Origin of the sequence: Alteromonas sp. P256, assembly GCF_036864455.1 — a bacterium.
Lineage (GTDB): Bacteria > Pseudomonadota > Gammaproteobacteria > Enterobacterales > Alteromonadaceae > Alteromonas.
This window is the reverse complement of the sequence record NZ_JAZETM010000004.1, coordinates 107,054-132,410: the sequence shown is the minus strand read 5'-3', so window position 1 is coordinate 132,410 and position 25,357 is coordinate 107,054. Positions and strand designations below refer to the sequence as shown.

General features: G+C 43.2%; 21 protein-coding genes and 1 pseudogene. 14 read left to right on the top strand and 8 right to left on the bottom strand.

The annotated features are described in order from the left end of the window. Positions 1-144: 144 nt before the first annotated feature. Positions 145-747 carry a LysE/ArgO family amino acid transporter gene (locus tag V7R39_RS08420; RefSeq protein ID WP_334029998.1) on the bottom strand — a complete coding sequence of 201 codons (603 nt, stop codon included), beginning with the start codon at positions 745-747 and terminating at the stop codon, positions 145-147. Between the two features lie 332 nt (positions 748-1,079). On the opposite strand from V7R39_RS08420, the gene V7R39_RS08415 reads away from it, so the two are divergent. From V7R39_RS08415 to V7R39_RS08400, 4 genes and pseudogenes are all read left to right on the top strand, one after another. Then, a complete protein-coding gene (locus V7R39_RS08415; protein ID WP_334029996.1) occupies positions 1,080-2,414 on the top strand; it encodes a hypothetical protein in 1,335 nt (444 codons plus the stop codon). Between the two features lie 189 nt (positions 2,415-2,603). Further along, on the top strand, positions 2,604-3,248 hold the full coding sequence (locus V7R39_RS08410) for a phosphoribosyl-AMP cyclohydrolase (protein WP_334029994.1): 645 nt from the start codon (positions 2,604-2,606) through the stop codon (positions 3,246-3,248). An 85-nt stretch (positions 3,249-3,333) separates the two neighbouring features. Then, a complete protein-coding gene (locus V7R39_RS08405; protein ID WP_334029992.1) occupies positions 3,334-4,038 on the top strand; it encodes a DUF2490 domain-containing protein in 705 nt (234 codons plus the stop codon). 176 nt (positions 4,039-4,214) lie between these two features. Beyond that, positions 4,215-4,511 (top strand): annotated as a pseudogene (locus tag V7R39_RS08400) (DUF2490 domain-containing protein); the annotation flags it as partial. A 126-nt stretch (positions 4,512-4,637) separates the two neighbouring features. Here the strand turns inward: V7R39_RS08400 and V7R39_RS08395 are convergent. Further along, complete coding sequence (locus V7R39_RS08395; protein WP_334029990.1) at positions 4,638-6,608, bottom strand: fatty acid desaturase; 1,971 nt, start codon at positions 6,606-6,608, stop codon at positions 4,638-4,640. A 111-nt stretch (positions 6,609-6,719) separates the two neighbouring features. On the opposite strand from V7R39_RS08395, the gene V7R39_RS08390 reads away from it, so the two are divergent. Then, positions 6,720-7,775 (top strand): AraC family transcriptional regulator, encoded by a 1,056-nt coding sequence (locus tag V7R39_RS08390; protein WP_334029989.1) that lies wholly within the window; start codon positions 6,720-6,722, stop codon positions 7,773-7,775. A gap of 8 nt (positions 7,776-7,783) precedes the next feature. On the opposite strand, the gene V7R39_RS08385 is transcribed toward V7R39_RS08390, so the two are convergent. Further along, the gene (locus V7R39_RS08385; protein WP_334029988.1) at positions 7,784-8,026 is read right to left on the bottom strand and encodes a DUF4235 domain-containing protein; all 243 of its coding nucleotides are present in this window, start codon (positions 8,024-8,026) and stop codon (positions 7,784-7,786) included. A 94-nt stretch (positions 8,027-8,120) separates the two neighbouring features. Then, on the bottom strand, positions 8,121-8,285 hold the full coding sequence (locus tag V7R39_RS08380; protein ID WP_032097534.1) for a DUF1328 domain-containing protein: 165 nt from the start codon (positions 8,283-8,285) through the stop codon (positions 8,121-8,123). Positions 8,286-8,657: 372 nt separating this feature from the next. Between V7R39_RS08380 and V7R39_RS08375 the strand changes: the two genes are divergently transcribed. Together V7R39_RS08375 and V7R39_RS08370 are read left to right on the top strand one after the other, a co-directional pair. Beyond that, positions 8,658-9,539: an ABC transporter ATP-binding protein gene (locus V7R39_RS08375; RefSeq protein ID WP_334029986.1), complete on the top strand. Its 882-nt coding sequence runs from the start codon at positions 8,658-8,660 to the stop codon at positions 9,537-9,539. 11 nt (positions 9,540-9,550) lie between these two features. Beyond that, positions 9,551-13,108: an ABC transporter permease/M1 family aminopeptidase gene (locus V7R39_RS08370; protein WP_334029984.1), complete on the top strand. Its 3,558-nt coding sequence runs from the start codon at positions 9,551-9,553 to the stop codon at positions 13,106-13,108. A 124-nt stretch (positions 13,109-13,232) separates the two neighbouring features. On the opposite strand, the gene V7R39_RS08365 is transcribed toward V7R39_RS08370, so the two are convergent. Next, the gene (locus V7R39_RS08365; RefSeq protein ID WP_032097538.1) at positions 13,233-13,451 is read right to left on the bottom strand and encodes a DUF2945 domain-containing protein; all 219 of its coding nucleotides are present in this window, start codon (positions 13,449-13,451) and stop codon (positions 13,233-13,235) included. Between the two features lie 448 nt (positions 13,452-13,899). Between V7R39_RS08365 and V7R39_RS08360 the strand changes: the two genes are divergently transcribed. Next, positions 13,900-16,125 (top strand): putative bifunctional diguanylate cyclase/phosphodiesterase, encoded by a 2,226-nt coding sequence (locus V7R39_RS08360; RefSeq protein ID WP_334029981.1) that lies wholly within the window; start codon positions 13,900-13,902, stop codon positions 16,123-16,125. A gap of 64 nt (positions 16,126-16,189) precedes the next feature. Continuing rightward, positions 16,190-16,522 (top strand): hypothetical protein, encoded by a 333-nt coding sequence (locus V7R39_RS08355; RefSeq protein WP_334029979.1) that lies wholly within the window; start codon positions 16,190-16,192, stop codon positions 16,520-16,522. A gap of 35 nt (positions 16,523-16,557) precedes the next feature. On the opposite strand, the gene V7R39_RS08350 is transcribed toward V7R39_RS08355, so the two are convergent. Together V7R39_RS08350 and V7R39_RS08345 are read right to left on the bottom strand one after the other, a co-directional pair. Next, on the bottom strand, positions 16,558-17,322 hold the full coding sequence (locus tag V7R39_RS08350; RefSeq protein ID WP_334029976.1) for a DUF6174 domain-containing protein: 765 nt from the start codon (positions 17,320-17,322) through the stop codon (positions 16,558-16,560). Between the two features lie 209 nt (positions 17,323-17,531). Continuing rightward, positions 17,532-18,779, bottom strand: a complete 1,248-nt coding sequence (locus tag V7R39_RS08345) for a DEAD/DEAH box helicase (protein ID WP_334030218.1) — start codon at positions 18,777-18,779, stop codon at positions 17,532-17,534. 781 nt (positions 18,780-19,560) lie between these two features. Between V7R39_RS08345 and V7R39_RS08340 the strand changes: the two genes are divergently transcribed. The 5 genes from V7R39_RS08340 to V7R39_RS08320 all read left to right on the top strand — a co-directional run bounded on the left by V7R39_RS08340 (position 19,561) and on the right by V7R39_RS08320 (position 24,344). Continuing rightward, positions 19,561-20,634 (top strand): PQQ-dependent sugar dehydrogenase, encoded by a 1,074-nt coding sequence (locus tag V7R39_RS08340; RefSeq protein ID WP_334029974.1) that lies wholly within the window; start codon positions 19,561-19,563, stop codon positions 20,632-20,634. A gap of 208 nt (positions 20,635-20,842) precedes the next feature. Next, on the top strand, positions 20,843-21,325 hold the full coding sequence (locus tag V7R39_RS08335; RefSeq protein ID WP_334029973.1) for a GNAT family N-acetyltransferase: 483 nt from the start codon (positions 20,843-20,845) through the stop codon (positions 21,323-21,325). A 213-nt stretch (positions 21,326-21,538) separates the two neighbouring features. Next, positions 21,539-21,778 carry a hypothetical protein gene (locus V7R39_RS08330; protein ID WP_287008913.1) on the top strand — a complete coding sequence of 80 codons (240 nt, stop codon included), beginning with the start codon at positions 21,539-21,541 and terminating at the stop codon, positions 21,776-21,778. Positions 21,779-22,022: 244 nt separating this feature from the next. Continuing rightward, positions 22,023-23,855, top strand: coding sequence for an Lnb N-terminal periplasmic domain-containing protein (locus V7R39_RS08325; RefSeq protein ID WP_334029972.1), 1,833 nt, complete (start codon positions 22,023-22,025; stop codon positions 23,853-23,855). Between the two features lie 42 nt (positions 23,856-23,897). Beyond that, the gene (locus V7R39_RS08320) at positions 23,898-24,344 is read left to right on the top strand and encodes a DUF3015 family protein (RefSeq protein ID WP_334029970.1); all 447 of its coding nucleotides are present in this window, start codon (positions 23,898-23,900) and stop codon (positions 24,342-24,344) included. A 115-nt stretch (positions 24,345-24,459) separates the two neighbouring features. Here the strand turns inward: V7R39_RS08320 and V7R39_RS08315 are convergent, their stop codons facing one another. Next, positions 24,460-25,317 (bottom strand): PA4780 family RIO1-like protein kinase, encoded by an 858-nt coding sequence (locus V7R39_RS08315; protein WP_334029968.1) that lies wholly within the window; start codon positions 25,315-25,317, stop codon positions 24,460-24,462. Positions 25,318-25,357: the final 40 nt, after the last annotated feature.

The window sequence follows — 25,357 nt, the reverse complement described above, 5'->3', positions numbered from 1 at the left end:
TACTAAGTTGTAAGCCTAACAGGTTTTTTTACTAGGCACACATAATTCAGTATCTATAAAAACAGCTATGTAGCCTAAGCTTGCGCTATTGGCTTAGGGCCGAAAAATATTCTCATCACATTACTCACCACACTTTTCAGTTAACTACGCCAGTAAACTCACCCCAAGCGCGGCCATAACAAACCCTATTATAAATTCGAGTACCTTCCAGGCTTTAGGTTTTTTGAAAACAGGAATGAGTAATTTCGCGCCGTATCCGAGCGAAAAGAAAAAAACAAACGAGCCGAAAATTGCGCCTAAGCCAAATGCAACTTGCTGCCCTTCATATTGAGTAGATATTGAGCCTAGCAAGACAAACGTGTCGAGGTACACATGCGGATTAAGCCATGTAAAAGCAAGACATGTCATTGTTGCCGCTAAAAGGCTTCCAACTTCTTTTCCCTGTGCCTGTAAAGCGTGATCTGTCGTAAAGGCTGACTTAAAACTAAGTGCACTGTAAAAAAACAGAAATGCTGCGCCTAAATAACGAGCCAGTTGTTCGATAAGTGGAAATTGTTGTACAACTACACCAAAACCTGCCACACCAAGTGTGATCAAAATAGCGTCTGATAAAGCACAAATCAAACAAACAACAAAAACGTGCTGTTGCTTCAGCCCTTGTTTGAGTACAAACGCATTTTGCGCACCAATGGCAAGTATAAGAGATATACCAAGTGAAAAACCTGCTAAAAATACTGAAAAGCTCATTTATACTTCCGTTCCTTACTTTTCTTTTGGTATAAAACACGAAGCCATATCAACTGGTAACAAAGGCTGGTGCTTTTTTAGGGAGGATTACAGCAGTCCTATTAATAAATTGCACGGTCAACTTGAACAATGCATTAAATGGTCTGTTTTTTAAAGCATGCCTTTTGCAATAACGAGTTCATTTATCTTCCGCGGTAATAGGCGTTAATCTATTAAATCGCTATTGTAAAAGAGTGGCAGTTGAATTTAACTATCCAACAAGTAATAAAAATACTTATACAAAACCGTCAACTGGGGCTAGCATTTTGAACTTTTTAAAGAGCCTTATTGGCTTGATTAATCCAAAGAACGCAAAGACTTCTTACACGTTTGCCGTTTGTTGCATTGTTTTAGCCTTACTCAGCGCTTGCTCCATATCACCTCAAGATGAAGGCGTTGCCACAACACTAGCATTTAGCCCCAGTGATGACACACGCTTTTCAAATGAAGTGATGAACGTGGCACCATTTTTACCAGCCAACCAGGTTAACAGACACGAGCAATGTAATATAAAAACTGCCGATACAGCGTTTAAAACCTCAAATGAAGTTAATTACGGCAAGTATGGATGGGAAAAGCGTATCGCCCATCAAACGGAATTCTTTGATATTCCAGAGCAAGAGGGGCGTATTCTCGTCGTTGATTTTGCACAGGCAGAGGATACGTTGGCTTATCGTTATTTAAGTAACGATACTAGTCACAATACGCTTTACGAGCCGTGGAGTTCATCGAAGATATTTGCCTTTACTGGCGCTATAGCCAAATTGCGTGAGCAGGGTTTAGGAGCACAAGCAAAAGTTGGCGGCACTTACGTTGCTGATATGATCACCTCTATAAATACTTATGAAGCCTTTGGCACGTCGATAGGCGACTCAAATGCACTCGCCACTTTGTTTGCCAATATTGCTGGCCGAGATAATCTCAGCGCGCTGTTTTACGACGGTTGGTTAAAGCTTTCAACGCCCAACATATATTTTCGAGGTGCTTATGGTCCTAGCGCATATAAACCTAGTTCTTATGAGGCGCAAATGCTTGATGGCACGAGTAGTATACAATTACAGCCTTATTTAAACGCAGCGGATGATCCAGGGTATGTAACTTATCGCTGCGAGAGCTGCGGGTTAACAGGCAACAAGCCAATGACAACCCTGGCACAGGCGGAGTTTTTAAAACGACTGGCCAGTCATACGCGCGACCCACTTACTCAGCATCCAGCTCTTGAGGCCGTCGATGTTAAAACGCTTTTTTATGGTAACGGAAACTCATTAGGTAACGAACGCTTTGCAGGTATGAGCGCGGGTATCTCAGTAATGTTACAGCATGCAATTGCCAACAGTATTCAAGCTGATAAAGTCACAAGTACAAGCAAAAGCGCCAAAGTCATTTTAGACGAAGCAAGTCAGGGTGAATGGCGTGTATTTCAAAAAATAGGGTGGGGGCCAAGTGAAACGCGCGGTACCACAGAGTTAGTAGTGCTTGCACATGTGTGTGTGCCATATTACCAAGGCGGTCGAGAATTCACCGTTAGCGCGCAGGTATCTGTGCCTAATGCAGATGAAAGTCTACTTCCTGCTGCCGGTAAAAAAATGCAAAGGTTATTAGAAATAAGCATGGATAAGCTTTTATAAACTTAACTCGTTTTTGGCTTCTGTCGCTTTTACTTCCTTTAAAGCGAATTGTCTAATGCCCACCTGCTGTTAATCTGCTTTTAATGTTCAGTAAAAGTACTCTTAACCATAGATGTATATGCTTAATAGCAACCAATACAAAGCGATGTGCCTTGTATTAATCAATGCTATTTAGGTGGGAGTCTACTCATGAAATTACGTACTCAATCGATAATGAAAGCTACTCTTTTAACTGCCTCAGTGATAATCGCATCTGGCTGCGCTGCTGTGGCAAAGCCCCAAATGAGTAATGATACAGCCAAAAGCGCAGCTATGATGAAGCATCAGAGCGAAGATGATGTGCTTTTGTATTCAAATCAGTGCATTACTGAACGTGAGGTAGTTAACGCACAGAAAATGTGGGGTGATGGCATTGTTAGAATTGGCAGCGTTTTTTCTAATAAAGGTGATTATTCTAACGAAGCCGCCGATTTTATTCAGCAAATGTACGGCTATGATTTAAGTAGCGTTTTATTTAAGCCCACGCTAGCGGCTAACGATCAGTTTAGGTCAAGTTTTGATGCTGCTTTGTCGTACTTCGTAGGTGGTAACGATGCCTACGAAGAAGATAAGGGTTTTGCGATAAAACCATATACCAAAGTGAAGTTCGACAACGTGGGAATTATTAACAATAGCTGTCGTATGGCTGTTGCAATGGGTAATTATTATTTCACTGACACTACTGGCGGCGAGACCAAAGTGGAATATACGTTTGCTTACGTGAAAGACAACGAAGGTGATTTGCGTATTGTCGCTCATCAGTCGTCACTCCCCTATAACCCATCATCAAATTAAACCTCGCTATTAGTGCGATATGAAATGATTCATATCGCACTACCTCTCATTAGAGCACCATAAAGCTCATCACACCGAGGTTTTTATGCGCACGATAAAAAATACAATAATCACTATTACTGCTTTATCATTACTGCTGATGTGCAACGCTGAATCGCACGCAACAACAAACGATTTTCAATCATGGAATGCTGTTGCCCTTGCTGGTAACGCTGATAAAGCGGGTAACTTGCAGTTCTGGTTTGATGGACACTTACGATTTAAAGACGATGCCTCTCAGTTAGGTGTTTCAATTTTTCGCCCTGGTATAGGCTATCGTATGTCTGACGACCTCACGCTGTGGTTAGGTGTAGCTAGAATTACGGTAGATTCAGAGGTCGGCACTGTTGAAGAAGACCGTCTTTGGCAGCAAGCGACTTATTCATTGCGGCCGTTTTTAGGCGGCAGCTTATCGGCGCGAACGCGTCTGGAACAGCGCTATCGCGATGAACAAGGCGACGACATAGGACACAGAATTAGACAATTTGTTCGCTGGGAAAAGCCGCTAGGCGACAAGTGGTCTTTTGTTGTTTGGGATGAGCTATTTGTAACTCTCAATGATACACAATGGGGGCAAGAAAGTGGTTTTGATCAAAATCGATTCTATGCTGGCCCAGCTTATCAACTCAATGATAATTGGCGCATTGAAGTTGGATATATGAACAACTACATACATTCGCCTGGTGCTTCTTCAGCAGAGGCTCAAATTAACCACAATCTTTCTCTCACGTTTTTCGGATCGTGGTTTTAACAGTTTTAATAAAGACCAGTTTTAATTAAGACAGTCACTTTAAACGCGTGGTTTTAACAGTTTTAATTAAGACAGTCACTTTAAACGGTTTTAATTAAGACAGTCACTTCAAGAGCGCTTCAAGAGCGACGGTTTTATTGTGGCTGTCTCTTTAATACCTCTATCGCGATGAACAAGGCGACGACATAGGACACAGAATTAGACAATTTGTTCGCTGGGAAAAGCCGCTAGGCGACAAGTGGTCTTTTGTTGTTTGGGATGAGCTATTTGTAACTCTCAATGATACACAATGGGGGCAAGAAAGTGGTTTTGATCAAAATCGATTCTATGCTGGCCCAGCTTATCAACTCAATGATAATTGGCGCATTGAAGTTGGATATATGAACAACTACATACATTCGCCTGGTGCTTCTTCAGCAGAGGCTCAAATTAACCACAATCTTTCTCTCACGTTTTTCGGATCGTGGTTTTAACAGTTTTAATAAAGACAGTCACTTTAAAAGAGGTTTTAATAAAGAAGGTTTTAATTAAGACAGTCACTTAAGAAGCGAGTCATATTGTGCCTGTCTCTTTAGTATCGTTTTTTTAGTATTGATTATTTATAGGGTTTGAATAGTCACGTCTCCTTCTGGGAAACCTCGGCACGCTAGCGTATAACCCGCAGCTTGTTCTAGGTCGGTAATCCCTGGAATCGATGCATCTATTTGCCTTACTTTGCCTGAACGTAATTTGCATTTACACGAACCACAGGTTCCGTCCCCGCACGCATGAGGAATGGCAATGCCACGAGCGTTAGCGACCTCAAGAATGCTTTGATTAGTAGCGACTTTGATAATATGTTTTTCGCTATTTTCCGTTAATATACTAACGTTAAATTGTTCGCCATGCGGTTCGTTCACTGCTTTGGTAAATTCTTCAACATGCACACAGCTCTCTTCTACATCATTCTTTGATAGCGTAGCTACGGTCATCTCTTTTAGTCCAATCGGGCCGCAGATGTAGTAATGTCGATTGCCCCCGAATTGGATTAATTCAGTCAATGTATCTTCAGATAAACGACGATGAGTACCTAATCGCTCTTTAGAATGGCGACTAACCACGTAACTCACCTTTAAACGTTCAGTATATAAGGACATTAATTCATCTATCTCTTTTAAAAACATTAACTCATCGTGGTTGTGAGAAGCATAAATTAGATGGATTAGGGGATCAGAAGTCGCCAGGCTTGTTTTCATTATCGACAATATAGGTGTTATACCACTGCCTCCAGCAATCAAAACGAGTTCCTCAATTTTTGAAGCACTGCTGTTGTATGAATAACCTGTCGACTTCGGGGGATAAACAAAAGTGCCAAAAGGCCCCCTTACAACTACTTCATCACCTACTTTCAAGTCTTGATTAATAAAACCTGACATAAGCCCTTCTGTTGTTTTCTTAACCGCAATGCGTAACGTGTTAGAGCCAGGCGCATCGCACAAAGAGTAACATCGTGTTTGATGGTGCCCGTTCAGCCATTTGCTCACGGTAATGTATTGGCCTGCTTTAAACTTTAAACTCTCCCCCTGTGGAAGCTGAAGAGTGACGGCTACAGAATCATTAGTAAGTTTTTCGATATCTTTCACCATTACCAGCATGTTGATGGCATGACCATAATCTAGTAATTGATTCATCACAGTAGATTTCATAAAACTCAGTCGAAATCCATGACCAATATTCTCTATCGCCGCATTATTTTTCTTCAATTCTGGCAAGATTTCCATATACACATTTCGATAGGTGTACCAAGGTAAGCGTGGGTAAAGGTGATGAATCAAATGATAATTCTGCCCAAGAAGCAGTATGTTAAGCACACTACTTGGGTAGATACGCGTATTGTGATAGCGCGATAGTGATTTGTGAGGATGATGGGGAATATAGTCGAAAAATATCGCTAATATGAACATGGCTAGCACTGCAGGAATGACTGCAAAGCATAGAAGCTCGATAGCGTATCCAGACCACACTAGCATTACTAGTAAGGCAGCCATCAATACTAAATAAACAACCGTGCTTGGCCAAGTATTTCGAATCGTTTGAACGCTGCGATACCGGGTAAACGCTAACGTGTAATATTGAAGGGGCAGCCATATACTTGCTGCAACAACATGGTACCAACGCTCACCCAAATTAAATTTATCAGGATCGCGGTCGGGATCATTAGTGAATGCGTGGTGCCTGTCGTGAATTTTTTGAAAAAATTTGTAAGGCACTATCATAAAGGGCAAGCAGGCAATCCAGCCTATAGCTGCCTCAAATGGCTTTAACTTAGAATCCACTTGAAAAATAGCGCCATGACCGGCTTCATGCAGTACTGTAAAGCTGACAAACGCGAAATAAGTGCACATTAAAGTGGCTATTGGGTATGGCAAATAGTCATTTGCGGTTGAGCTTAGTACGACAATATAACCAACGGCTACGCCAATGAATAAAAGTAACGTTCCCCATGCAATTTGGGGTATGTGGCTTTGCCATACCTTTGGATAGTCTTTGTTTCCTAGCTCAGCTGTAGCAGGCTGGTCTACGCTCTTCATAACTTCGCCCTCTTTTCACATCGTGCTCACAATAAACTGCCATTGCTCAAATTAACCTTTCTTTTTATGACAAATTAATTATCATTTACTGACAAATGCGTTCTTGCAAATATGAACATGAATTATTTACCTCAGATAAACAAAGCCTATTTGTTGATTGCAATCTCATTAGATTTTGCACCCGTTGAGGTGCTGCTTGAGGGAACTACTATCAGCCTTGACGATATTCAGATGAAGAGTAGCTTTGATATCGCACAAGCTATTCCTTTGGTGCACAACTTGCTGAAGAATTCTGACAACCCGAATTTGGCAGTGATCTTTGGTCAGCATCTTGGCGTGACAGCCCACGGTCCTGTGGGTTATGCAACAATTAGCGCACCGACATTAGGTAAAGCTTTAGAAACATTCTTAGAGTGGTTTCAGCTACGCTGCCAAACATATTCTGGAAAAATAGTGGAGGGAGAGGAATACATTGAAATTCAAGTGTTAGACACAACACGCGACAAAAAATTTGAGTCCTTTTTCTTTGAAGCCCTAATGCGCGCGTTTGAAATATTGATAGGTCTTGTGCTTGGGCACGCTCCAAAAAACGAAACATCCCTTCATTTCAAAATAAATGCAACAGGGCGCAGGGATGAAATGATTAACGCGTATGATTCCAAACTGTTTTTTAATGCTGATGTGAATAAGATCTGTATCTCAAAAAAAATCTGGTTTGAACCATCGCCAATGGCCGACAGAGAGTCCTACGAACTCAACCTTAAAAAGTGCCAACAATTGCTCGAACTTCAGCAGAGCAGTAAACGAATAGATCTACAGGTCAAACACATTCTGAACCAGCATTTTGACCAAGCGAAACAAAGCCTAGGTATGGACAAACCCTTTCCTAATCTAGCAATGATTAGTACACAATTGAATTTAACTGAACGCACATTGATAAGACGGTTAAAGTCTTGTAATACCTCTTACAAACAAATAGTGGAGTTACTTCGCTTACGCAATGCCGAGCAGCTGCTTTTGGATGCGCGATACACTATTTATCACGTAGCTGACATATTGGGATACCGGGAGTCTGCAAATTTTTGTCGAGCGTTTAAACGCTGGACGGGTCAAAGTCCGGCGCAGTTTAGGCGCTTACCTCAACGCAATAAAGACAAATTGAAATAGGAAAACAGCTACTTGGAGTTGCGTTTATCCAGCGCGTATTGAACCGCCATTCTAGCAGCACCTGCACCAATGCCCGATACCACTGCCCAAGTTACGGCTTCTTGAAGATCGGTATTGTCACTTCCCTTATCTTTAGGAGCAGGTTCGTTAGTCACCTTTTCCCACGATTTTTGCAGCGTTTTTCTGGCCAGCATGCCAGCTGATGCAGCGGCAAGGCCAATGCCTACGGTCGTAATTAATTTGTCACTCATCGTATTCTCCTTAAATTGGTCGTGAAAAGTCTGTGTGAAACAGCTATCGCAAGCTGCGATGGGTAATTAAACCCATCGCTTAGCTTGCGGTTGTCTACTTACCTCTCACCATGTTCATCACGAGTGATACAACCAGTAAGATTAAGAAAACACCAAAGATAATTTTGGCTATACCCGCTGCAGAGCCTGCAATTCCACCGAATCCTAGAACGGCAGCAACTATTGCAACAACTAAAAATATTAATGCCCAACGTAACATAATGTATCCCTTCATTTTGTGAGTTCACGTTTGAAGGTGCAAAGCATAGGCCTACTTTAAAACCTTGCTTAAATTAATGTATGAAATGTAGCCGTAATAGGGCCTGTAGAGTGATGGTGTGAGTAAAGCAAATATGTCTTTTAATGCCATTGCAAAGCTAGTATTTGTCTGGTGGTGAGTATTTTTCCCAATAAATCTGTAAATATTTCTTAATTTTAATTTGCAATTTTACCAACAATGCTTTGACAAATTCATTCTTTTCTCACTTTGTTACAAGTTTCGCATTAACAGGTGCATCATTTAGGCGTAGTTTAGAATTTGAACAATAAATAAAAAGAACGCGTCACTAACAATTACTACAAAGGAATGATCATGCTCAACATAAGCGGTCTCACCAAAACTTACCCCAATGGAGTTAAAGCCCTTAACGGCATCAACCTATCAATTCCCAAAGGAATGTTTGGGTTACTTGGCCCTAACGGTGCCGGCAAATCCTCTTTAATGCGCACTATCGCTACCCTTCAAACACCAGATACAGGTTCTATTCAATTTAACGATATTGATGTACTGGCCGATCCTAACGGGTTACGTCAGTGCCTCGGATATTTACCGCAAGACTTTGGTGTATATCCGCGCATTAGTGCAGAAAAGCTGCTAGATCATCTAGCCGTGCTAAAAGGCATTAGCAGCAAGCCTGAGCGTAAAGACGCGGTGGAAAGCTTGTTGGTTCACACCAATTTGTGGCAGCACAGAGACAAAGCGGTAAGTGGTTATTCCGGCGGTATGCGTCAGCGCTTTGGTATTGCTCAGGCATTATTGGGCGATCCTGACCTTATTATTGTGGATGAACCTACCGCTGGCCTCGATCCCGAAGAGCGCAATCGTTTTCACAACTTGTTAGTCAGCTTAGGTGAAGAGAAGGTTATTATACTCTCTACACACATTGTTGATGATGTATCAGAGCTTTGCCCGAAAATGGCCGTGCTAGGGCAGGGAGAAATTTTATTAGAAGGTAACCCTATTAGTCTCACCACAGAGCTGGCGGGACGCATTTGGCGCAAGCAGGTGAGTCAAGATGAGTACCGCGAACTCGAGCAGAGCCTTAATATTATTTCTGTCCGTTTAATTGCCGGTAAGCACGTTATTCATGTAATGGCCGACACGCCCCCAGAAGGGTTTGAACAGGCGCCAGCTAATTTGGAAGATGTGTATTTCTCTACGTTGCACAATAGCCGCGCTGCAACTGCTGCGTAAGGGGAATAACCATGTTTTTAAATAGCCTTGCGTTTGAATGGCGATATTACCTTCGCCAACCTTCGTTTTACGTCACCATGCTGGCGTTTTTCTTGTTACCTTTTTTGGCAACCACTACCGATAACGTTCGTATTGGTGGCGGTGGTAACGTGCTGTATAACGGCTCGTTTGCTATTACTCAAACCGCGCTTATTATGGGTATTTTTGCGCTGTTTTTGTTGGTTAACTTTGTGTCTGGCACTGCCACGCGAAACCACTCCAGCAATATGGGCGAGCTAATATACACTCGGCCTATTACGCCGCTGTCGTACCATTTGGGCCGCTTTTTAGGTGCCTATTTGGTCAGTATTTGCGTATTTGCCATGGTGCCTATTGCCATTTTATTAGGCTCGTTAATGCCTTGGATAGATCAAGAGCGAATAGGGCCCACTAACCTTAGTTTCTACCTAACTACCTTTTTTTACTTCTCAGTGCCCAGCATGCTAGCACTGGGTATGATTTTTTATGCCGTTGCCCAGCGTCTTCGCTCAATAATGGCCGCGTACTTGGTAGCAATGGGTATATTCATTTTCTACCTCATTAGCGGGGTAGTCACCTCTGAGCCCGAATATCGCACCATTGGCGCATTGTTAGACCCCTTTGGTCTTCGTACCTATGCCGAGATAACCCGTTACTGGACTGTGTTTGATAAAAACACCAGCGTTGTGTCATTAGAAGGTGTATTACTGCAGAACCGTTTAATTTGGCTTGGCATTGGCGCATTGATACTGGCCACTGTTGGCAGTATTTACCAAATGCGCTGGCAGCAAAAAAGCCGTAAAGAAAAACCAAGTAAAGCCTCCACGGTAACTCCACCCAAAACCCTTAACCTTACTATTAAAGCAAAGGCGGGCGGGCAGTTTGATAAGTTACTTACCCGTATTGGCTTTGAAATGCGCCAAGTTATGTTTAGCCCGGCCCTACTTGTGCTGATGATTTTTACGCTGTTCAATCTGTCTGCCCTGTATTTTGTGCCTATTGGCGGTGTGTACGGTACGCCAGATTGGCCGCTTACCTATAAAATGGTTGAGTTTATTCGCGAAAGTTTTGGGTTGATGATGCTTATTGTTATCACCTATTACAGTGGCGAAATTGTATGGCGTGAGCGTGGTTCTGGTATGGGCGATATCGTCGATTCAACGCCCGCTTTTAATCTAATCTTTTGGGTATCTAAGCTACTTGCAATGTGGGCGGTAACCGCCGTGCTATTTGCTATTGGCATTGTTTTTACCGTTATCTATCAGGCTACCCAAGGGTACTTCGAAATTGATTTTGGCACCTATCTTATTGGGATCTATTTTGTATCATGGCTTCCGTGGGCGCTATTGGCGGTTCTGGCATTTTTTATTCAGGTACTAAGCCCAAATAAATTTGTGGGTATGCTGCTGTTTGTGGCGTACTTCATTGTTAGCTTAGTATTTGCTGAACTGGGTTTAGAACACAACATGTTCAGCTTTAGCGACGCGCCAAGCGTGTTGTATTCCGACCTTAACGGCTGGGGATGGTTCTTAGCGCCTTTCGCTTGGTATATGGCTTACTGGGGCGCGTTATCGCTAGCGCTATTCACCATTGGTTATGCATTGTGGCAGCGCGGGCCAGAAGTATCACTTAAACACCGTTTTAAGCTACTAGGTTATCAGTTAGGGGCGTCTGGAAAGGCCGTGTTGGCAGCAAGCCTTCTCGTGTTCGTACTTACGGGCAGCTTCATTCACTACAACACCAAGGTGGTAAACACTTACCTTACTCAAGATGAGACCTTCGAGCTTCAAGCTGAATACGAAAGTCAGTTTGGCCAGTATGAAGACGACTTATTGCCGGTCGTCACCCAGGTAAATGCGAACGTTGATATTTACCCAGAGGCCCGCCGTGTAGAAGTGTCGGCAGATATGACCATCAGCAATCCGTTTGATGAGCCAATTTCTCGCACCTTGCTGTCAATTCCACGGTTTACGACTACATGGGATGTGGTAATACCTGGCGCGCAAATTACCGAGCGCTTCGACAACCTGTCTGCGGCGTGGCTAACCTTCGACAAACCATTAATGCCGGGTGAAACGAGGGAAGGTACTCTGTCAGTGTTGCGCGAGCATAAAGGGTTCAAAGATGGCGGCTTCGATCTGCAGATAGCCGAAAATGGTACATTTATCGATAATTTCTCGCTGTTTCCATCTTTTGGGTTTAACGGGCGTTATGTGATTTCAGACCGACACGAGCGACGTAAGCGCGATCTGCCAGAGCGCCCTCGGGCCTATAAGTTGGAAGATACCTCACGTTATGCTGAGAGTGGGTTTGGTAAGGGAGTCACCTTTATCGACTTTGAAACTACGGTATCTACCAGCGGCGATCAAATCGCTATTGCGCCGGGTTACCTGCAAAAAGAGTGGCAGGAAAACGGCCGTAACTATTTTCATTACAAAATGGATGCGCCAATAGTCAATTTCTTCTCTTACCTTTCTGCGCGTCACGACGTGACTAGAGACGCGCATAATGGTGTAAATATTGAGGTGTACTATCACCCTGAACACCATTGGAATGTGGATGTAATGGTGCAAAGTGTGAAAGATTCTCTTGATTATTTCACTAACGCCTTTGGCCCTTATCAGCACAAACAAATGCGCATTATTGAGTTTCCAGGGTATCGGTCGTTTGCGCAGAGTTTTGCCAATACGGTGCCTTACTCTGAGGAAATTGGGTTTATTGCAGATTTGCGCGACCCTGATGACATAGATTATGTGTACTATGTTACCGCCCACGAGGTAGCTCACCAGTGGTGGGGACATCAGGTAGGTGCTGCCAATGTTCAGGGCCAATCAATCATTATTGAAAGCTTGTCTCAGTACAGTGCCATTATGGTATTGCGTGAACGCTTTGGCGAAGAGAAGATGCGACGCTTCCTCAAGTATGAATTGGATCGCTACCTTCGCGATCGCGGTAGCGAGTTGATTGAAGAAATGCCGTTTATGCGCAGCGAAGACCAGCAGTATATTCATTACCGTAAAGGCTCGGTAGTCATGATGGCAATTCTAGATAGGTTAGGAGAAGGGCGTGTTAATACGGCACTAAAAAACTTCTTAGAGGCCTATAAGTTTAAAAACGATCCGTATCCAACTACCTTAGATTTGCAGGCTGCCCTTAATGCCGAGGCGACGAACGAGGAAAAGCAGTTTATCGCAGACTTGTTTGAGCGTATTACCCTGTTCGACTTAAAAATGCTGTCAGCTGAGGTTGAAGAAACAAGCGACGGTGAGTTTGCCGTAACCATGACGGTATCGGCGGGCAAGTTTGAGGCAAACGGCGATGGACGCGAAACGCAAGGGAGTGTTGATGAATACATTGATATTGCGCTATTTACTGGAGACCCTGAAGACGTGTCTGAAAACACTCAGGTGCTTTATAACCAGAAGCACAAATTAATCAGTGGGGAAAATACAATAACCGTGACTGTGGATGAAAAGCCAGCCTATGTGGGGGTTGACCCCTTTGTAAAAATGATTGATAGAGACAGCGGAGACAACGTAATTAAGCTGTAATTTATATCAGCAAACATAAAGCGGAGCAGGGGGTGTTTCATAATTTGAAACGTACGCTTGCTTCGTTTTAATCACTAGCAGCAAATCGATGGCTTTGTTATCGAAAGCTAAAGCTAAGTAGACCTTAAGATGTCTTTTTCAGTTCGCTGTGTGATTTTAATACTTTGCTTCCATCGTCCTGTTCAATCATATACGCGGGGTCGGTTTCGCTTGCATCTCGTTTAACCGATGAGCCTTTGATAGTGCGTTCAACCTCGCTGGTAAACTTCTCTCGAATATTGCCCGAAGCACTGCCGTTGCCCCATTCCCATTCAACTTCTGTGTTAATAGCATAATGTTTCATTTCAAAAATCCTTGTAGTGGTGGCGACTTCATTAAACGGTTCGACCATACCTCGCAAAACCTGCAGAAATAGGCTCTGTAAAATAAATCTCTGTTAAATAAAGCCTCGAATACTAAACCAGCACGAACTTAACCAGCATGAATAAAGCAGCTAAGTAGTTAACATAGTTGTAAACGCGAAGGGCTAATTAAAGGTTCATAAGAGGTATAGCTATACATTTCGATGTTTACTTTTAAGATCTGCTTTAAGGTATGTTCTGACTTTGTTTCTAGATTGCGAGTTTTTGCTATACACTCTTGTTGCTATACACTCGAAGTAGCCAACCCAATTCGACTAGGCCTCAATCTATAAGTTTAACGATATTAACTGTCAAACTGTATTGTATTCACTATAAACGTAGCTTTTAGAGAAGCAGTCCTCAGAAAAAGAAGGCTACCGATAGGAAATTATGACATCAGAAAAAATGACTATTGAACAACCGAGATCGGCTTTTAGCGCTTTTTTTATAAGCGCTCGATCATCGGGTGTGTTTTCTATCGTTAATTTCACTAGCTTTATCTACATCATCGTTTTGGGGCTTACCTTCAAAGACCTGTACAGCTTTATGGAAGATTGGGTGGTTATCACTCAGGCCATTGGTGTGCTTGTTATTTTGATGAACGTTGTCGCGCTTAATAAAACCAATAATGTACCGCTAGCGGCAGCAATTATGCTGTTTTGTATGTTTGCCATACACATGGCAAACGTCACCTTTGCAGGGGGTATTGATACTGTCCATTACGCGTGGATCTTTATCTTTCCTATCCTTGCTGGTGGAACAATGGGATGGCGCGGGCAAATATTCTTTTGGTTTATCAGTGTGCTTGGCACCGTTTACTATTACGTGTGGCCCGAGCAAATGGACACACTTCCTTACGAGGGTGACATGGGCTATACACTGGCTACGCGCCTGATGTGTTTAACAATTTTCAGCCTTATTATGCTCACCTATTACTTTACGCTAAACGAAAAAATGTTGTTTTTGCGTAAAGCCCTTAAACTGGCCTCGTTTGAAAGTGACTTGTTTTCTGGGGTATTTAACTCAAAAGCGCAAAGTGTGTTGTTGGTAGATGAAAAAGGCACTATACAACGCGCTAATCACACCGCTCATACTACTTTCGGCTTTGCTGAAGATACGCTAATTCATCAACCAGTGAGTACGCTATGTTTGCACGCCGCCCGGCTTTTTGCTGCAGATACGGTAGATAAACCGACACGAGAGATACAGGTACAAACCAAAGATGGCCGAATTGTTTGGATTGAATATTCAGCACTTAGCGTTTTGGATGAAAATGAACATCGACACAGCTTGATCACCATCGAAGACATTAGCGATCGCAAAAAGCATGAATCTGAGCTGTCTCACCTAGCTCATTACGATCATCTCACCAAAATGCCAAATCGCCTGATGCTTCAAGAGCATCTTGCTTCTTTGCTTAAACTTCACGCTAACGTGTCTTTTGCCGTTATTTTTATCGACCTTGATAAGTTTAAAGACGTTAACGATATGCACGGTCATGAAGCCGGCGATGCGGTATTAGTGGAAGTTGCTCGTCGTTTAGAGCGCTGTGTACGAGAAGGGGATTTCATCGGTCGCTTCGGTGGTGATGAGTTTATATTGCTAAGTGAAATCGACACCTCTAAAGATGAAATTGTGCGCTTAGTACAGCGTGTGCAAAAGGTGATATTACAGCCCATTTATTACCAAAACAGGCAACACAACATTGGCTCAAGCGTGGGCATAGCGCAATACCCAGTTGATAGTGAAGATGCAAACGACTTACTTCGCAAAGCAGATGCTGCTATGTACCGCACTAAAATTAACGAGAAAGGCGCATTCGCTTTTTACAACTTAGATTACGACATTGATTTACAGCGCAAACTTCGCCTCAACACAGACTTGAATTTTGCATTAGATAAGAATGAATTGTCGTTGGTGTTCCAACCTATATTCGATAAGAACAAAGTGCTTTGTGGTGCTGAGGCTTTGCTGCGTTGGGAGCACAGTGAACTGGGCTTTATTTCGCCCGATGACTTTATTCCAATTGCCGAGGATGGTGGCCAAATTTTACACATTGGCGATTGGGTTATAGATGCTGCTTGTAAGGTACTGCGAGAGTGGCAGAAAATGGGACATTCTGCGCTTAGTATGTCGGTAAATATTTCCTATCGACAACTTGCCGACTGTGCTTTGGTTGATGTAACTCGCCGCAGCTTAAACAAGCATGGCTTGAAAGGCGATAACTTGATACTTGAATTAACCGAGCGTGTATTTGCAGACGACTTAGCGCTGGTTCGAGAAAATATGCGAATGCTGTCTGAGCTAGGGGTGAAAACGGCCATTGACGATTTTGGTATTGCCTATTCCAGCTTGAGTTATTTACGCAGTGTAAACTTTGACATTTTGAAAATTGATCGCAGTTTCGTTAAAGATATTGTGGATGATCACGAAGCCAAAAACCTCTGTCTTGCCATACACTCAATGGCGAAAAGCCTGAGCTTACAGGTGACGGCAGAGGGTATTGAAACCGAAGCACATTTTAAAGCCTTAATTGAAATGAATGTAGATAAGTTCCAAGGCTATCACTTGGCAAAGCCACTCACTAAAAGCGACTTTTCTAAGTTCCTGAGTTAACCCTACACTGGTAATATTAAAGCAATGTGCTCATACTCAAATTTTTAAGCCGTTAAAAGAGACAATGGAAACAAAGCTCCCAATATACAAAAAGCTGCTGGTGACATTTCGCGTTGAGCCTGGCTGCCTTGGGCCGCAAGGCCCAGATTACGTGGAAGAATTTTGTGTGTTTGCTAAGCAGAAGCTTAAAAATCATCACGGTCATTGTTTGCGCTGGTCAATTAAACCACGCTATGACAAATCGCTGCCAGAGTTAGAGTTTCAGTTCAAAAACAGTATTGTGTCTCGTGAGAATGCGGATAAATACATGAACAGCTTCGATATCGACATTGACGTGTTTGTAGAAGGGCTAGAGGAGTCTCTAGCCGATCTCATTGATGTGTTTTTCGAGCGGTAAGAAAGTAGACATAGCGACTTTCCAATCTCGCTACATTACTCTGGTACTAATTCCACCTCAAGCTCTCTAGGCAGCACATGGCATAAGTCTTTGCCAATACCAAAGTCGTCTACCTGAAATGTCTGGTAGCCTGCTTTTTCAACGGTAATTGAATAAAAGCCAGGGCGCTCAGCTAGCATAGCGATTGATTCCTCCCCGTCACAGGTACCAGTGGCTGCTTCTGAAAAGTCTCCTTCGGTTGCCGTAACCGCTGTATCACAAGCAATCGGTGTGCTTGTAGATTGGTCGGTAACCGACACTATCAAGCCATTTTCCACACTGGTAGTGCAGGTAATGTCGTCTACCGAAACTACGTTACTTACTGTAATAGTGTATTCGTCGTCGGCAGTCTGTGCGTTGCCGTCTACTTGAATAAATGTAGGGTAGCCTAACTCAGGGTGATATTCGACTATCAACGATTCCGCACGACTCTCTTCTAAAGCAATTCGTTCGAATAAGCTATCTATCGTTTCTGTATCGCCTATATCTAGAGGCAGTGCGACGTTACTTTCTTTGATAGTTTGCGACTCAACTTGATTTGCATTAACTACCACCAACCGTGGCCGAGTGTTGTCGGCAATACAAAAGCATGAAATGCTGAAATCAAATTGATAGTTGTCGATGTTCGCACCCTCCCACTTCGCGCGACTGGCATTAAGCTCGCTAAGTGTATCGTTAGAGTCGCTATTGCAAGCAACCAGTAGAAATATGGCAGTGCAAGTAGTCGTAAGAATGGCACTATAGCGTGTTAAGTTATTCATATCAGTTCACTATTTTGAACGGGAAGTAATAAGTTATTGGCATTGAATTTGTGATTTTGATTTGGCAGAGCTGAGTTAACAGAGCTCAATAATATTGCAAACACCGCCAAATTAATCAATAGCTGTGTCGTTGTTTTTTTGTTCAAGTTGCGCCTTCTGCTGCTCAGACCTGCAGCGAATTACACCGTTTAAAAGTACATTTTTGAGTGCTATCTGCGCTTTTTACGCCCTTTCGATTTTCTTTTGCCTATGGGCTTATCAAAAGCTTCGAAATTGCCGTATGCATTTTCTTCTACTTTATCCTTTTTAACCGCTGGTGGTTTTGGCTTTGGTGTAAAATCATTAATAAACGTCTTTTTAAATTGCCGACCAGTAAGGCGTTCAATTGACCTTAGCTGCTTCGTCTCGTCGTCGCTATAAAGTGAAATAGCTAAGCCCTTTGATGATGCTCTGCCCGTTCGGCCTATTCTATGAATGTAGTCTTCAGGCACATAGGGTAAATCAACATTAATAACACACGGCAACTGCTGAATATCGATGCCTCTGGCGGCGAGGTCGGTACCTATTAATACTTTTAGATTACCATTTCTAAAGCCATCTAACGCTTGCGTGCGCGCGTGTTGCGTTCTATTAGCATGGATAGATTCTGCAGCAATACCCATTGCTTCCAATTCGCTTCTTAGTTCATCTGCACCGCGTTTAGTGCGAGTGAAAACCAATACTTGAGACCAGTCATTGCTTCTAAGAAGATGAATGACGAGCTCGTGCTTTCGCTCCTTATCTACCGGGTGCAATATTTGCGTGATATTTTCAATATGATCGTGAGCCGTTGCCAGCTCAATTGTCATAGGTTTGTTGAGCATAGTGGCAGCTAGTGCCTTGATTTCTTTTGAGAACGTGGCTGAAAATAGCAGCGTTTGACACTGTTTAGGTAAGAGACTTTGTATAAAATGAATATGCTCAACAAAACCCAAGTCCAACATGCGATCGGCCTCATCAAGCACCAACATTTTGATGTGCTCAAAATTAATATCGCCTTGTTTGTATAAGTCGACTAAGCGGCCAGGTGTTGCAATTAGAATGTCTACCCCTTGCGCAAGCTCAAATTTTTGAGGCTCAATGCGTACACCTCCAAAAACGGCCGTCGAACGAATATTCATCCCTTCGCTATAGCTTTCAACATTCTTCGCAACCTGCGCTGCGAGTTCTCGCGTTGGTGCAACAATGAGCGCTTTTACACCATGTGGTTTTGAAGGCTGCGTATTTGCCAGTAAATGCAACATTGGCAGTGAAAAGCTCGCAGTTTTGCCAGTGCCTGTTTGAGCTATTGCAATGACGTCTCGTCCATTGAGTACTGCTGGAATAGCGTGTTGTTGAATAGGAGAGGCACTCGTGTAGCCCTTTTCAGTAACAGTAGTGACCAATTCGGTACACAGACCTAATTCGCCAAATGACATTGGAGACGATATGAGAGAAGACGCAGAAGATGACTGGGACGAGGGCATAAAAGAGATATTCACAATGTTAATAAATTAGCAATATGATACGTGTTGTAGAGCAATGATGCGTGATTATTTGTCGACTTATTTTCTCTGTCTGTTCAAAGGAGCCCGTTAAACGTGGTGTTTTGTTTGCGCGGTGCTACGCTTAATAAAAATGAGGTGGATGCCTTCACGCTTGAACGCATTGAACACGCAGAGGTGCCACATTAAACTGAAGATTTATACAACAAGATAGTCAGGATTACTGACTGTGGTCAGTTGATATAGACTTTAGTTGAGCCTAACCGAATTGAGATTCGTAAACATAACCTATAATTATCATTTGTCTGCCATATGTCCATTTGACTAGCCTTTTGTAGCAAGTATTTGCGTTTAGCTTTTGTGTCTAGTTGTTGGGCTCGGTCTTTTGTGAGTAGTAATGGATGCACAAAATGAGTGGCAAGCATACGAAGTTCAACAGGCTCGTAGCGAATAGTGTAATAGCGCGGACATGGCATGTGACATTGATGCTGTGAGTTCACGAGCTTTAACTAAGATTCAACATCAGGATGAGACGATGATTCTTCACAAAAACATGCAAAAGAGAAATCTTCAAAAGAAAAACGCGCAAAAACAATCCGTTAAAACGCGATCAGTTAGTATCCAAACCTTGCCGCGGAAAATAGCATTAATTTGTACGCTAGTTGCAACCTCATACGGGGCCTTAGCTCAGTCTCACTCACCAACGCAGGTGAAAATGATCGGCAGCGAAGGCACGGTGCTGATGGGCAGCGCAATAACATCGTTTGATAATCCTTGGGCGATGGCGTTTTTACCTGATGGCCACAGCTTGGTGACAGAAAAAACAGGTGCAATGTGGTTGCTTGATGAAAATCAGCAAAAGCGCGCTAAAGTCGACAATGTGCCTGAGGTTAACGCACGTGGGCAAGGTGGCCTGGGCGATGTAATTGTGCATCCAGATTTTGCATCGAACAATACTATCTACGTTTCCTATGTAGAGCGGGATGCTAACGATGACGCGTTTAGTGGAGCCGTTGTCGAGCGCGCTACGCTCACCATTAATGATAAGGGCGCAAGTCTATCGAACAGAGAGCTAATTTGGCGTCAATCACCAAAGGTAACTGGAAACGGACACTACTCACATCGCATGGCGTTTTCCCCTGATGGTTATTTGTTTATCAGTTCTGGTGAAAGACAAAAGTTTACGCCTGCGCAAAATATGGCGATGAACTTAGGTAAAATTGTACGCCTGAATGCAGACGGAAGCGTGCCAGAAGATAATCCTTTTTATGGCAATGGTGCCCTAACCGAACAAATATGGACACTAGGTCACCGCAATCCTCTGGGTATTGACTTTGATGCGCAAGGCAATTTATGGTCTCACGAGATGGGGCCTCGTCACGGTGATGAACTAAATATCATCGAGAAGGCACGTAACTATGGTTACCCAACGGTGTCGCAAGGCGATCATTATTCTGGCGTGAAGATCCCAAACCACGAAGACATTCCTATTTTTAAATCGCCGGAAAAAGCTTGGGTACCAGCGATAAGTCCTGCAGGCTTTATTATTTATAAGGGTAGTTTACATAAAGATTGGCAAGGCGATGGTTTTATCGGCGGTCTGTCTTCACAAGCCTTAGTTAGAGTTAGCTTTAACCAGGATGACAAAGGTAAGTGGAATGTTGATGAAGCAGAGCGTTACGAATGGGGCAAAAGAGTACGTGAAGTTGAGCAAGATGGTATGGGCAACATATACGTACTTGAGGACAAAGAGGGCGGACGCCTTATAAAGCTTCAGAAAGCTGATTAAATGAGTACGACCAGTGCTTTGGCGGCATAACATTTATTGGCACAGCATTTAGTGACAAAGCATATAGCGACATAGCGCTTGGTGGCATTATTTGTGATAAAACGAAACTTGGTAACGCGGTTTTTGTTACAGTCATAAGTAATGTAGATAGCGTTAGGGAGGACAGTTTGCAGACCGCTCCCTAACCTCACCAAAAGGTTACGCGTTAATGGAAATAAAAGAAGCCTCTATTCAAGACTTTGATGTTATATGGCCTATTTTTCATGAGGTCGCAAAAGCGGGCGAAACCTATGCGTTTCGCACAGACAGCTCAAAAGAAGAAGCACTTAATATCTGGGTCAAAACTCCCCGCAAAACTTACATAGCATTGGATGACGGTGAGGTGGTCGGTACGTATTATCTTAAAACTAATCACGCAGGCCCAGGGGTTCATGTTTGCAACTGTGGTTACATGGTTGCGGCGTCAGCAAGCGGAAAGGGAGTAGCAACGGCCATGTGTGAGCATTCTCAGTCCATGGCAAAAGAGTTAGGTTATAAGGCAATGCAGTTTAACTTTGTTGCTTCAACTAACGAGGGTGCCATACGCTTATGGCACAAACTTGGGTACGACACTGTTGGGCGGTTACCCAACGCATTTAATCACCCGAAAAGAGGGTTTGTCGATGCGCTGGTTATGTACAAGTGGCTTTAAACCAGCACAGTAAACGTTGTAATACATTTCTACATTCTATCTAAAACTTGAATTTAAAACCCGGTTTCAAAAAATTATCTCAAGGCCTGGTCTCGAGGCTTAGTCCACGGCTTTAGTTACAAGGCTCAGTGCTGAGGGGCAACTTCAACGCTCTTATTCAAACAAATAGGGTGGATAAGCATCACAAATCAATCAACATGTTAAGGACAATACATGACTTTTAACACATCAGACAGTAATCCAAATAATGAAAGTAACCAAAACGACCAGTCCATCGGCGACTTTGCTGCAATAAAAACGTCAATTGCCAATGGCGACATTGATGAAGTTAAAGCGAGGCTAGACGGTAAATCTCTTAAATCACTGGAAAAGGACTATCTAGTAGACCTTGCGAAACTAAGTGGTAATAGTGACATTGTTGATACATTAGAAGCCATGCCGGAAGCTAAGTAATCGATAGTGCTTTTATAACGTTGTATTAGTTAAATTGGTACTATATAAAAAGCCAGCCGTGAGTCGTAGTGTGAACTGGCTTTTTTCGTATCAATATTCGCCCCAATCTCTCATTTTGCATCGTTTTTTAAATTACAGCTTGTATATCTGCATGGCTGCAGGCATATTTATCCCCTTTTTGCATTTAGAGAGTTAACTGTCAGCACTGGCATTGTGAACTTAAATGGATTTATTGTAGGAACTGGTGTTGTATACCTTTTTCATTCGTTGTTGTATTTTGCTTCTCTCAACTGTGTCTCTTGCTTTTGCTGCAAACGTTACGCTTGATGTAGATAGCGCTGCGTCGCAAAGCGTGTGGAAACAACTGTTGCATGCCGAGCAAACAGCAGTGTCGTTACATGCTAGCGGTGAAAACTTTTACTTAGCAGAAAACGGCTTCAAGTATCCCCAAGCAGAGCTTAAAGCAACGATAAGCGCTTTTGCTAACGAGCCAACTAGCCAATGCCAGTTCCCTGCGCGTAAGCTTTTTATTAACAAGCACCTGCCTGAGCTGAGTTTTCCTGATGTTAAATGCCCTCAGTATCAAGAGTACTTAGATGCTTTTTCAACCCAAAGCGCAAGCCTCATATTTGCTTCAGGTTATTTAGGTAACCCTGCGTCTATGTTTGGTCACGTGTTTTTAAAGTTTAATAGCGGCTCAGAAGAGGGGTTATTAGACAACACGTTCTCTTATGGTGCCAAGGTTCCAACTGATGAAAATAAGCTGGTTTATATCACTAAAGGAATATTTGGCGGATACCAAGGCAAGTTCTCAAATCAGAAGTACCATCACCACCATTTAACGTATAGCGAAACAGAGCTGCGTGACATGTGGGAGTACAAGCTCAATTTAACTCAAGACGATATTCAATTTTTGCTAGCCCATTTGTGGGAGCTAGAAAATGCCACTATGACCTATTACTTTTTTGAGCAAAACTGCGCCTACCAACTGGCAAAGTTGCTTGGTTTAGTGTTCGATAAGCCGCTTATTGCTCCCAACAAGATATGGGTGATGCCGTTTGATTTAGTGGTGATGATGCAGCGCCATCAGAGCGATCGAATAATGTTTAGTGACGTTATCTACCACGGTTCACGTCAACAGACTCTGTACGATCGCTGGCAACAGCTAAACCCTCGAGAACAGCAAGTACTGCTAACCCTATTGGAAAACGCACCTCAAGAGGCGCATCAACAGCTTGCATCGCTAACGGATGCGTCTGCAATACGAGTAATAGATACACTCTACGACTATTTTGCATTTATTGAGCAAAAAGAAGACGACCTTACCGATATCCAAAAAGCGCAAAAGCGGCAGGCCATGATAAAGCGATTTTCTATGGCACCTGTGAAGACGAGTTGGGATGCAGTGAAAAGGCGTCCTCCCCATGAGGCGCAGGACACTACTCGTATCGGCTTAGCGCTTTACGACTCGTCAGCGGGTGGTATGGCCGGTGAGCTAAATTTTCGCGCGAATTATTATGATTTACTAACGCTTAATCCGGGGCGAATTCCTTATTCTGAACTCACCACGTTTAATTTACGCCTTCGGTATCTTGAGGCAGAAGGACTGTCGGTTAAGGAGTTTACACCGGTACGCATTATTAACCTCAATGCATCTGAATCTGGGTTACCACTAGATAGCAACTGGGCTTGGAAGTTAGCTTTTGGCTACCGCGACCAAGCAAATAATTGCGTGGATTGTGGCGCGGGTTACATAGACAGTTTTATAGGGAAGTCTTGGGTATTTCGCCACAACCTTGTGGGATATGCGGCACTCAGTACTTCCATTACGAGCTCTAATCTGAATGGCGGCTTTATTGCTGTAGGTTCAGAAGTGGGGGGCGTGGCACATGTTACGCCTGAAATAGCAATGTCATTGGCAGTGGGCCAACAATGGTTTGTAAATCAACCATCAAAGGACCTGCACTATCTCTCAATATCAGCACGATACTTAATTAATCAGCGCTGGGATGTGAGAGTTAATATTGATAATAAGCAAGGTACTGACTTTGGCGTGCTCATTTCGCATTATTATTGAAAATCAAATAAAAAATAAATTTTAAAATCAGAGGAATAATCAATGTTTAAAAAATTAACACTTGCAGCACTTCTTACGACTACTGCTTTTGCTGGAAATGTAGCAGCTGATGACCACATCAATGCGTGGAAACACTGTGGTATTGGCGCTATGATTTTTGACGACAATGGCACAGCAGCTGCTATCTCGAACATCATTTGGGATTTAGGAACTACTGCGGTTTCTTCAAAAATTTCATCTGTTGATTCATGTGAAGGCAAAATGGCAACTGCAGCTATTTTCATTCAAAACAACTTCAACAATGTCATTGAAGAGACTAGCCAAGGTTCTGGCGCACACTTAACGGCAATGCTTGATATTCTAGAAGTCAACGAAGCGGATCGTGCAGAAGTGGTTACTGCTGTGCGTGCTGAAATGGCAGTATCTGTTGCAGCAAACGAAGCGGCTAACCCAGAAGCTTTCTACAACGCTGTTGTAGCAAACATCTAATAGTGCTGGGCAGTGGCCTATTTACCTGTAAAACCAGGTAAAAGTGCCGCTGCCCCAATTTAGCTTTCGTCGTTAGCTGATGTCGCCTGTAAATAGTTGCGGCTTTTGAGAGCGATTACTCAGCATCATCCGTAAAGTTGATACGCGCTAGGCGTTCTTTTTCTTCATCTTCAGCAGCTTGAATCTCTTCAAGAATGGCACCCACATCCGCATCTTCGTCATCATCTTCAAATTCGCCAGTCAGCGTAGAATTAGGCGTTAAATTACCTTCTTCAAACAAAGCCCACATTTCTTTGGCATAGTTCGTTTGTAATAGCTGGGGTGCAAATTCACCGTAATAGCGACGCATGTTGTTTACGTCGCGGGCGAACATGGCTTCAGCGCTATTATTGGCCGAGGCATTAACGGCTTGTGGCAAGTCGATGATTACTGGGCCTTTATCGTCAACAAGCACGTTAAATTCTGAGAGGTCACCGTGAATAATACCGGCGCAAAGCATGAGCATAATGTTGTGCATCATTTCTTTGTGTTGCTTGAGCGCCTCATCTTCACTCATTGAGACATGGCCTAACTGAGGGGCGACATCGCCGCTCTCATCTAAAACAAGCTCCATAAGTAATACACCATCAACACAGCAATAGGTATCAGGTACACGTACACCGGCTTCATTTAAGCGTGATAGGGCGTCAACTTCTGCGGTTTGCCATATCTCTTCCTCTAGCTGACGGCCATAGCTTGAGCGCTTACCCATAGCCCGTGCTTGACGACCACCTCGTACCTTTCTGCCTTCCTGGTATTGAGCCGCTTTTTTGAAACTGCGTTTTACCGCGTCTTTGTAAACCTTTGCGCAGCGAATATGGTCGCCACAGCGAACAATAAACACATCGGCTTCTTTGCCACTCATTAAGCGGCTTACTACTGCATCAATTAAACCATCATCGACAAGGGGTTGTAGGCGTTTAGGTATTTTCACAGCGTGCCTACCAAATGGGGGAGGTGTTTAGTCATGTTTT

Bases quoted from the DNA above. Each gene is read 5' to 3' on its own strand.
- V7R39_RS08420 (WP_334029998.1), bottom strand. From the start codon at position 747: ATGAGCTTTTCAGTATTTTTAGCAGGTTTTTCACTTGGTATATCTCTT.
- V7R39_RS08405 (WP_334029992.1), top strand. From the start codon at position 3,334: ATGCGCACGATAAAAAATACAATAATCACTATTACTGCTTTATCATTA.
- V7R39_RS08390 (WP_334029989.1), top strand. From the start codon at position 6,720: ATGAACATGAATTATTTACCTCAGATAAACAAAGCCTATTTGTTGATT.
- V7R39_RS08335 (WP_334029973.1), top strand. From the start codon at position 20,843: ATGGAAATAAAAGAAGCCTCTATTCAAGACTTTGATGTTATATGGCCT.
- V7R39_RS08350 (WP_334029976.1), bottom strand. From the start codon at position 17,322: ATGAATAACTTAACACGCTATAGTGCCATTCTTACGACTACTTGCACT.
- V7R39_RS08395 (WP_334029990.1), bottom strand. From the start codon at position 6,608: ATGAAGAGCGTAGACCAGCCTGCTACAGCTGAGCTAGGAAACAAAGAC.
- V7R39_RS08375 (WP_334029986.1), top strand. From the start codon at position 8,658: ATGCTCAACATAAGCGGTCTCACCAAAACTTACCCCAATGGAGTTAAA.
- V7R39_RS08355 (WP_334029979.1), top strand. From the start codon at position 16,190: ATGGAAACAAAGCTCCCAATATACAAAAAGCTGCTGGTGACATTTCGC.
- V7R39_RS08385 (WP_334029988.1), bottom strand. From the start codon at position 8,026: ATGAGTGACAAATTAATTACGACCGTAGGCATTGGCCTTGCCGCTGCA.
- V7R39_RS08370 (WP_334029984.1), top strand. From the start codon at position 9,551: ATGTTTTTAAATAGCCTTGCGTTTGAATGGCGATATTACCTTCGCCAA.
- V7R39_RS08365 (WP_032097538.1), bottom strand. From the start codon at position 13,451: ATGAAACATTATGCTATTAACACAGAAGTTGAATGGGAATGGGGCAAC.
- V7R39_RS08345 (WP_334030218.1), bottom strand. From the start codon at position 18,779: ATGTCATTTGGCGAATTAGGTCTGTGTACCGAATTGGTCACTACTGTT.
- V7R39_RS08380 (WP_032097534.1), bottom strand. From the start codon at position 8,285: ATGTTACGTTGGGCATTAATATTTTTAGTTGTTGCAATAGTTGCTGCC.
- V7R39_RS08360 (WP_334029981.1), top strand. From the start codon at position 13,900: ATGACATCAGAAAAAATGACTATTGAACAACCGAGATCGGCTTTTAGC.
- V7R39_RS08330 (WP_287008913.1), top strand. From the start codon at position 21,539: ATGACTTTTAACACATCAGACAGTAATCCAAATAATGAAAGTAACCAA.
- V7R39_RS08320 (WP_334029970.1), top strand. From the start codon at position 23,898: ATGTTTAAAAAATTAACACTTGCAGCACTTCTTACGACTACTGCTTTT.
- V7R39_RS08410 (WP_334029994.1), top strand. From the start codon at position 2,604: ATGAAATTACGTACTCAATCGATAATGAAAGCTACTCTTTTAACTGCC.
- V7R39_RS08340 (WP_334029974.1), top strand. From the start codon at position 19,561: ATGATCGGCAGCGAAGGCACGGTGCTGATGGGCAGCGCAATAACATCG.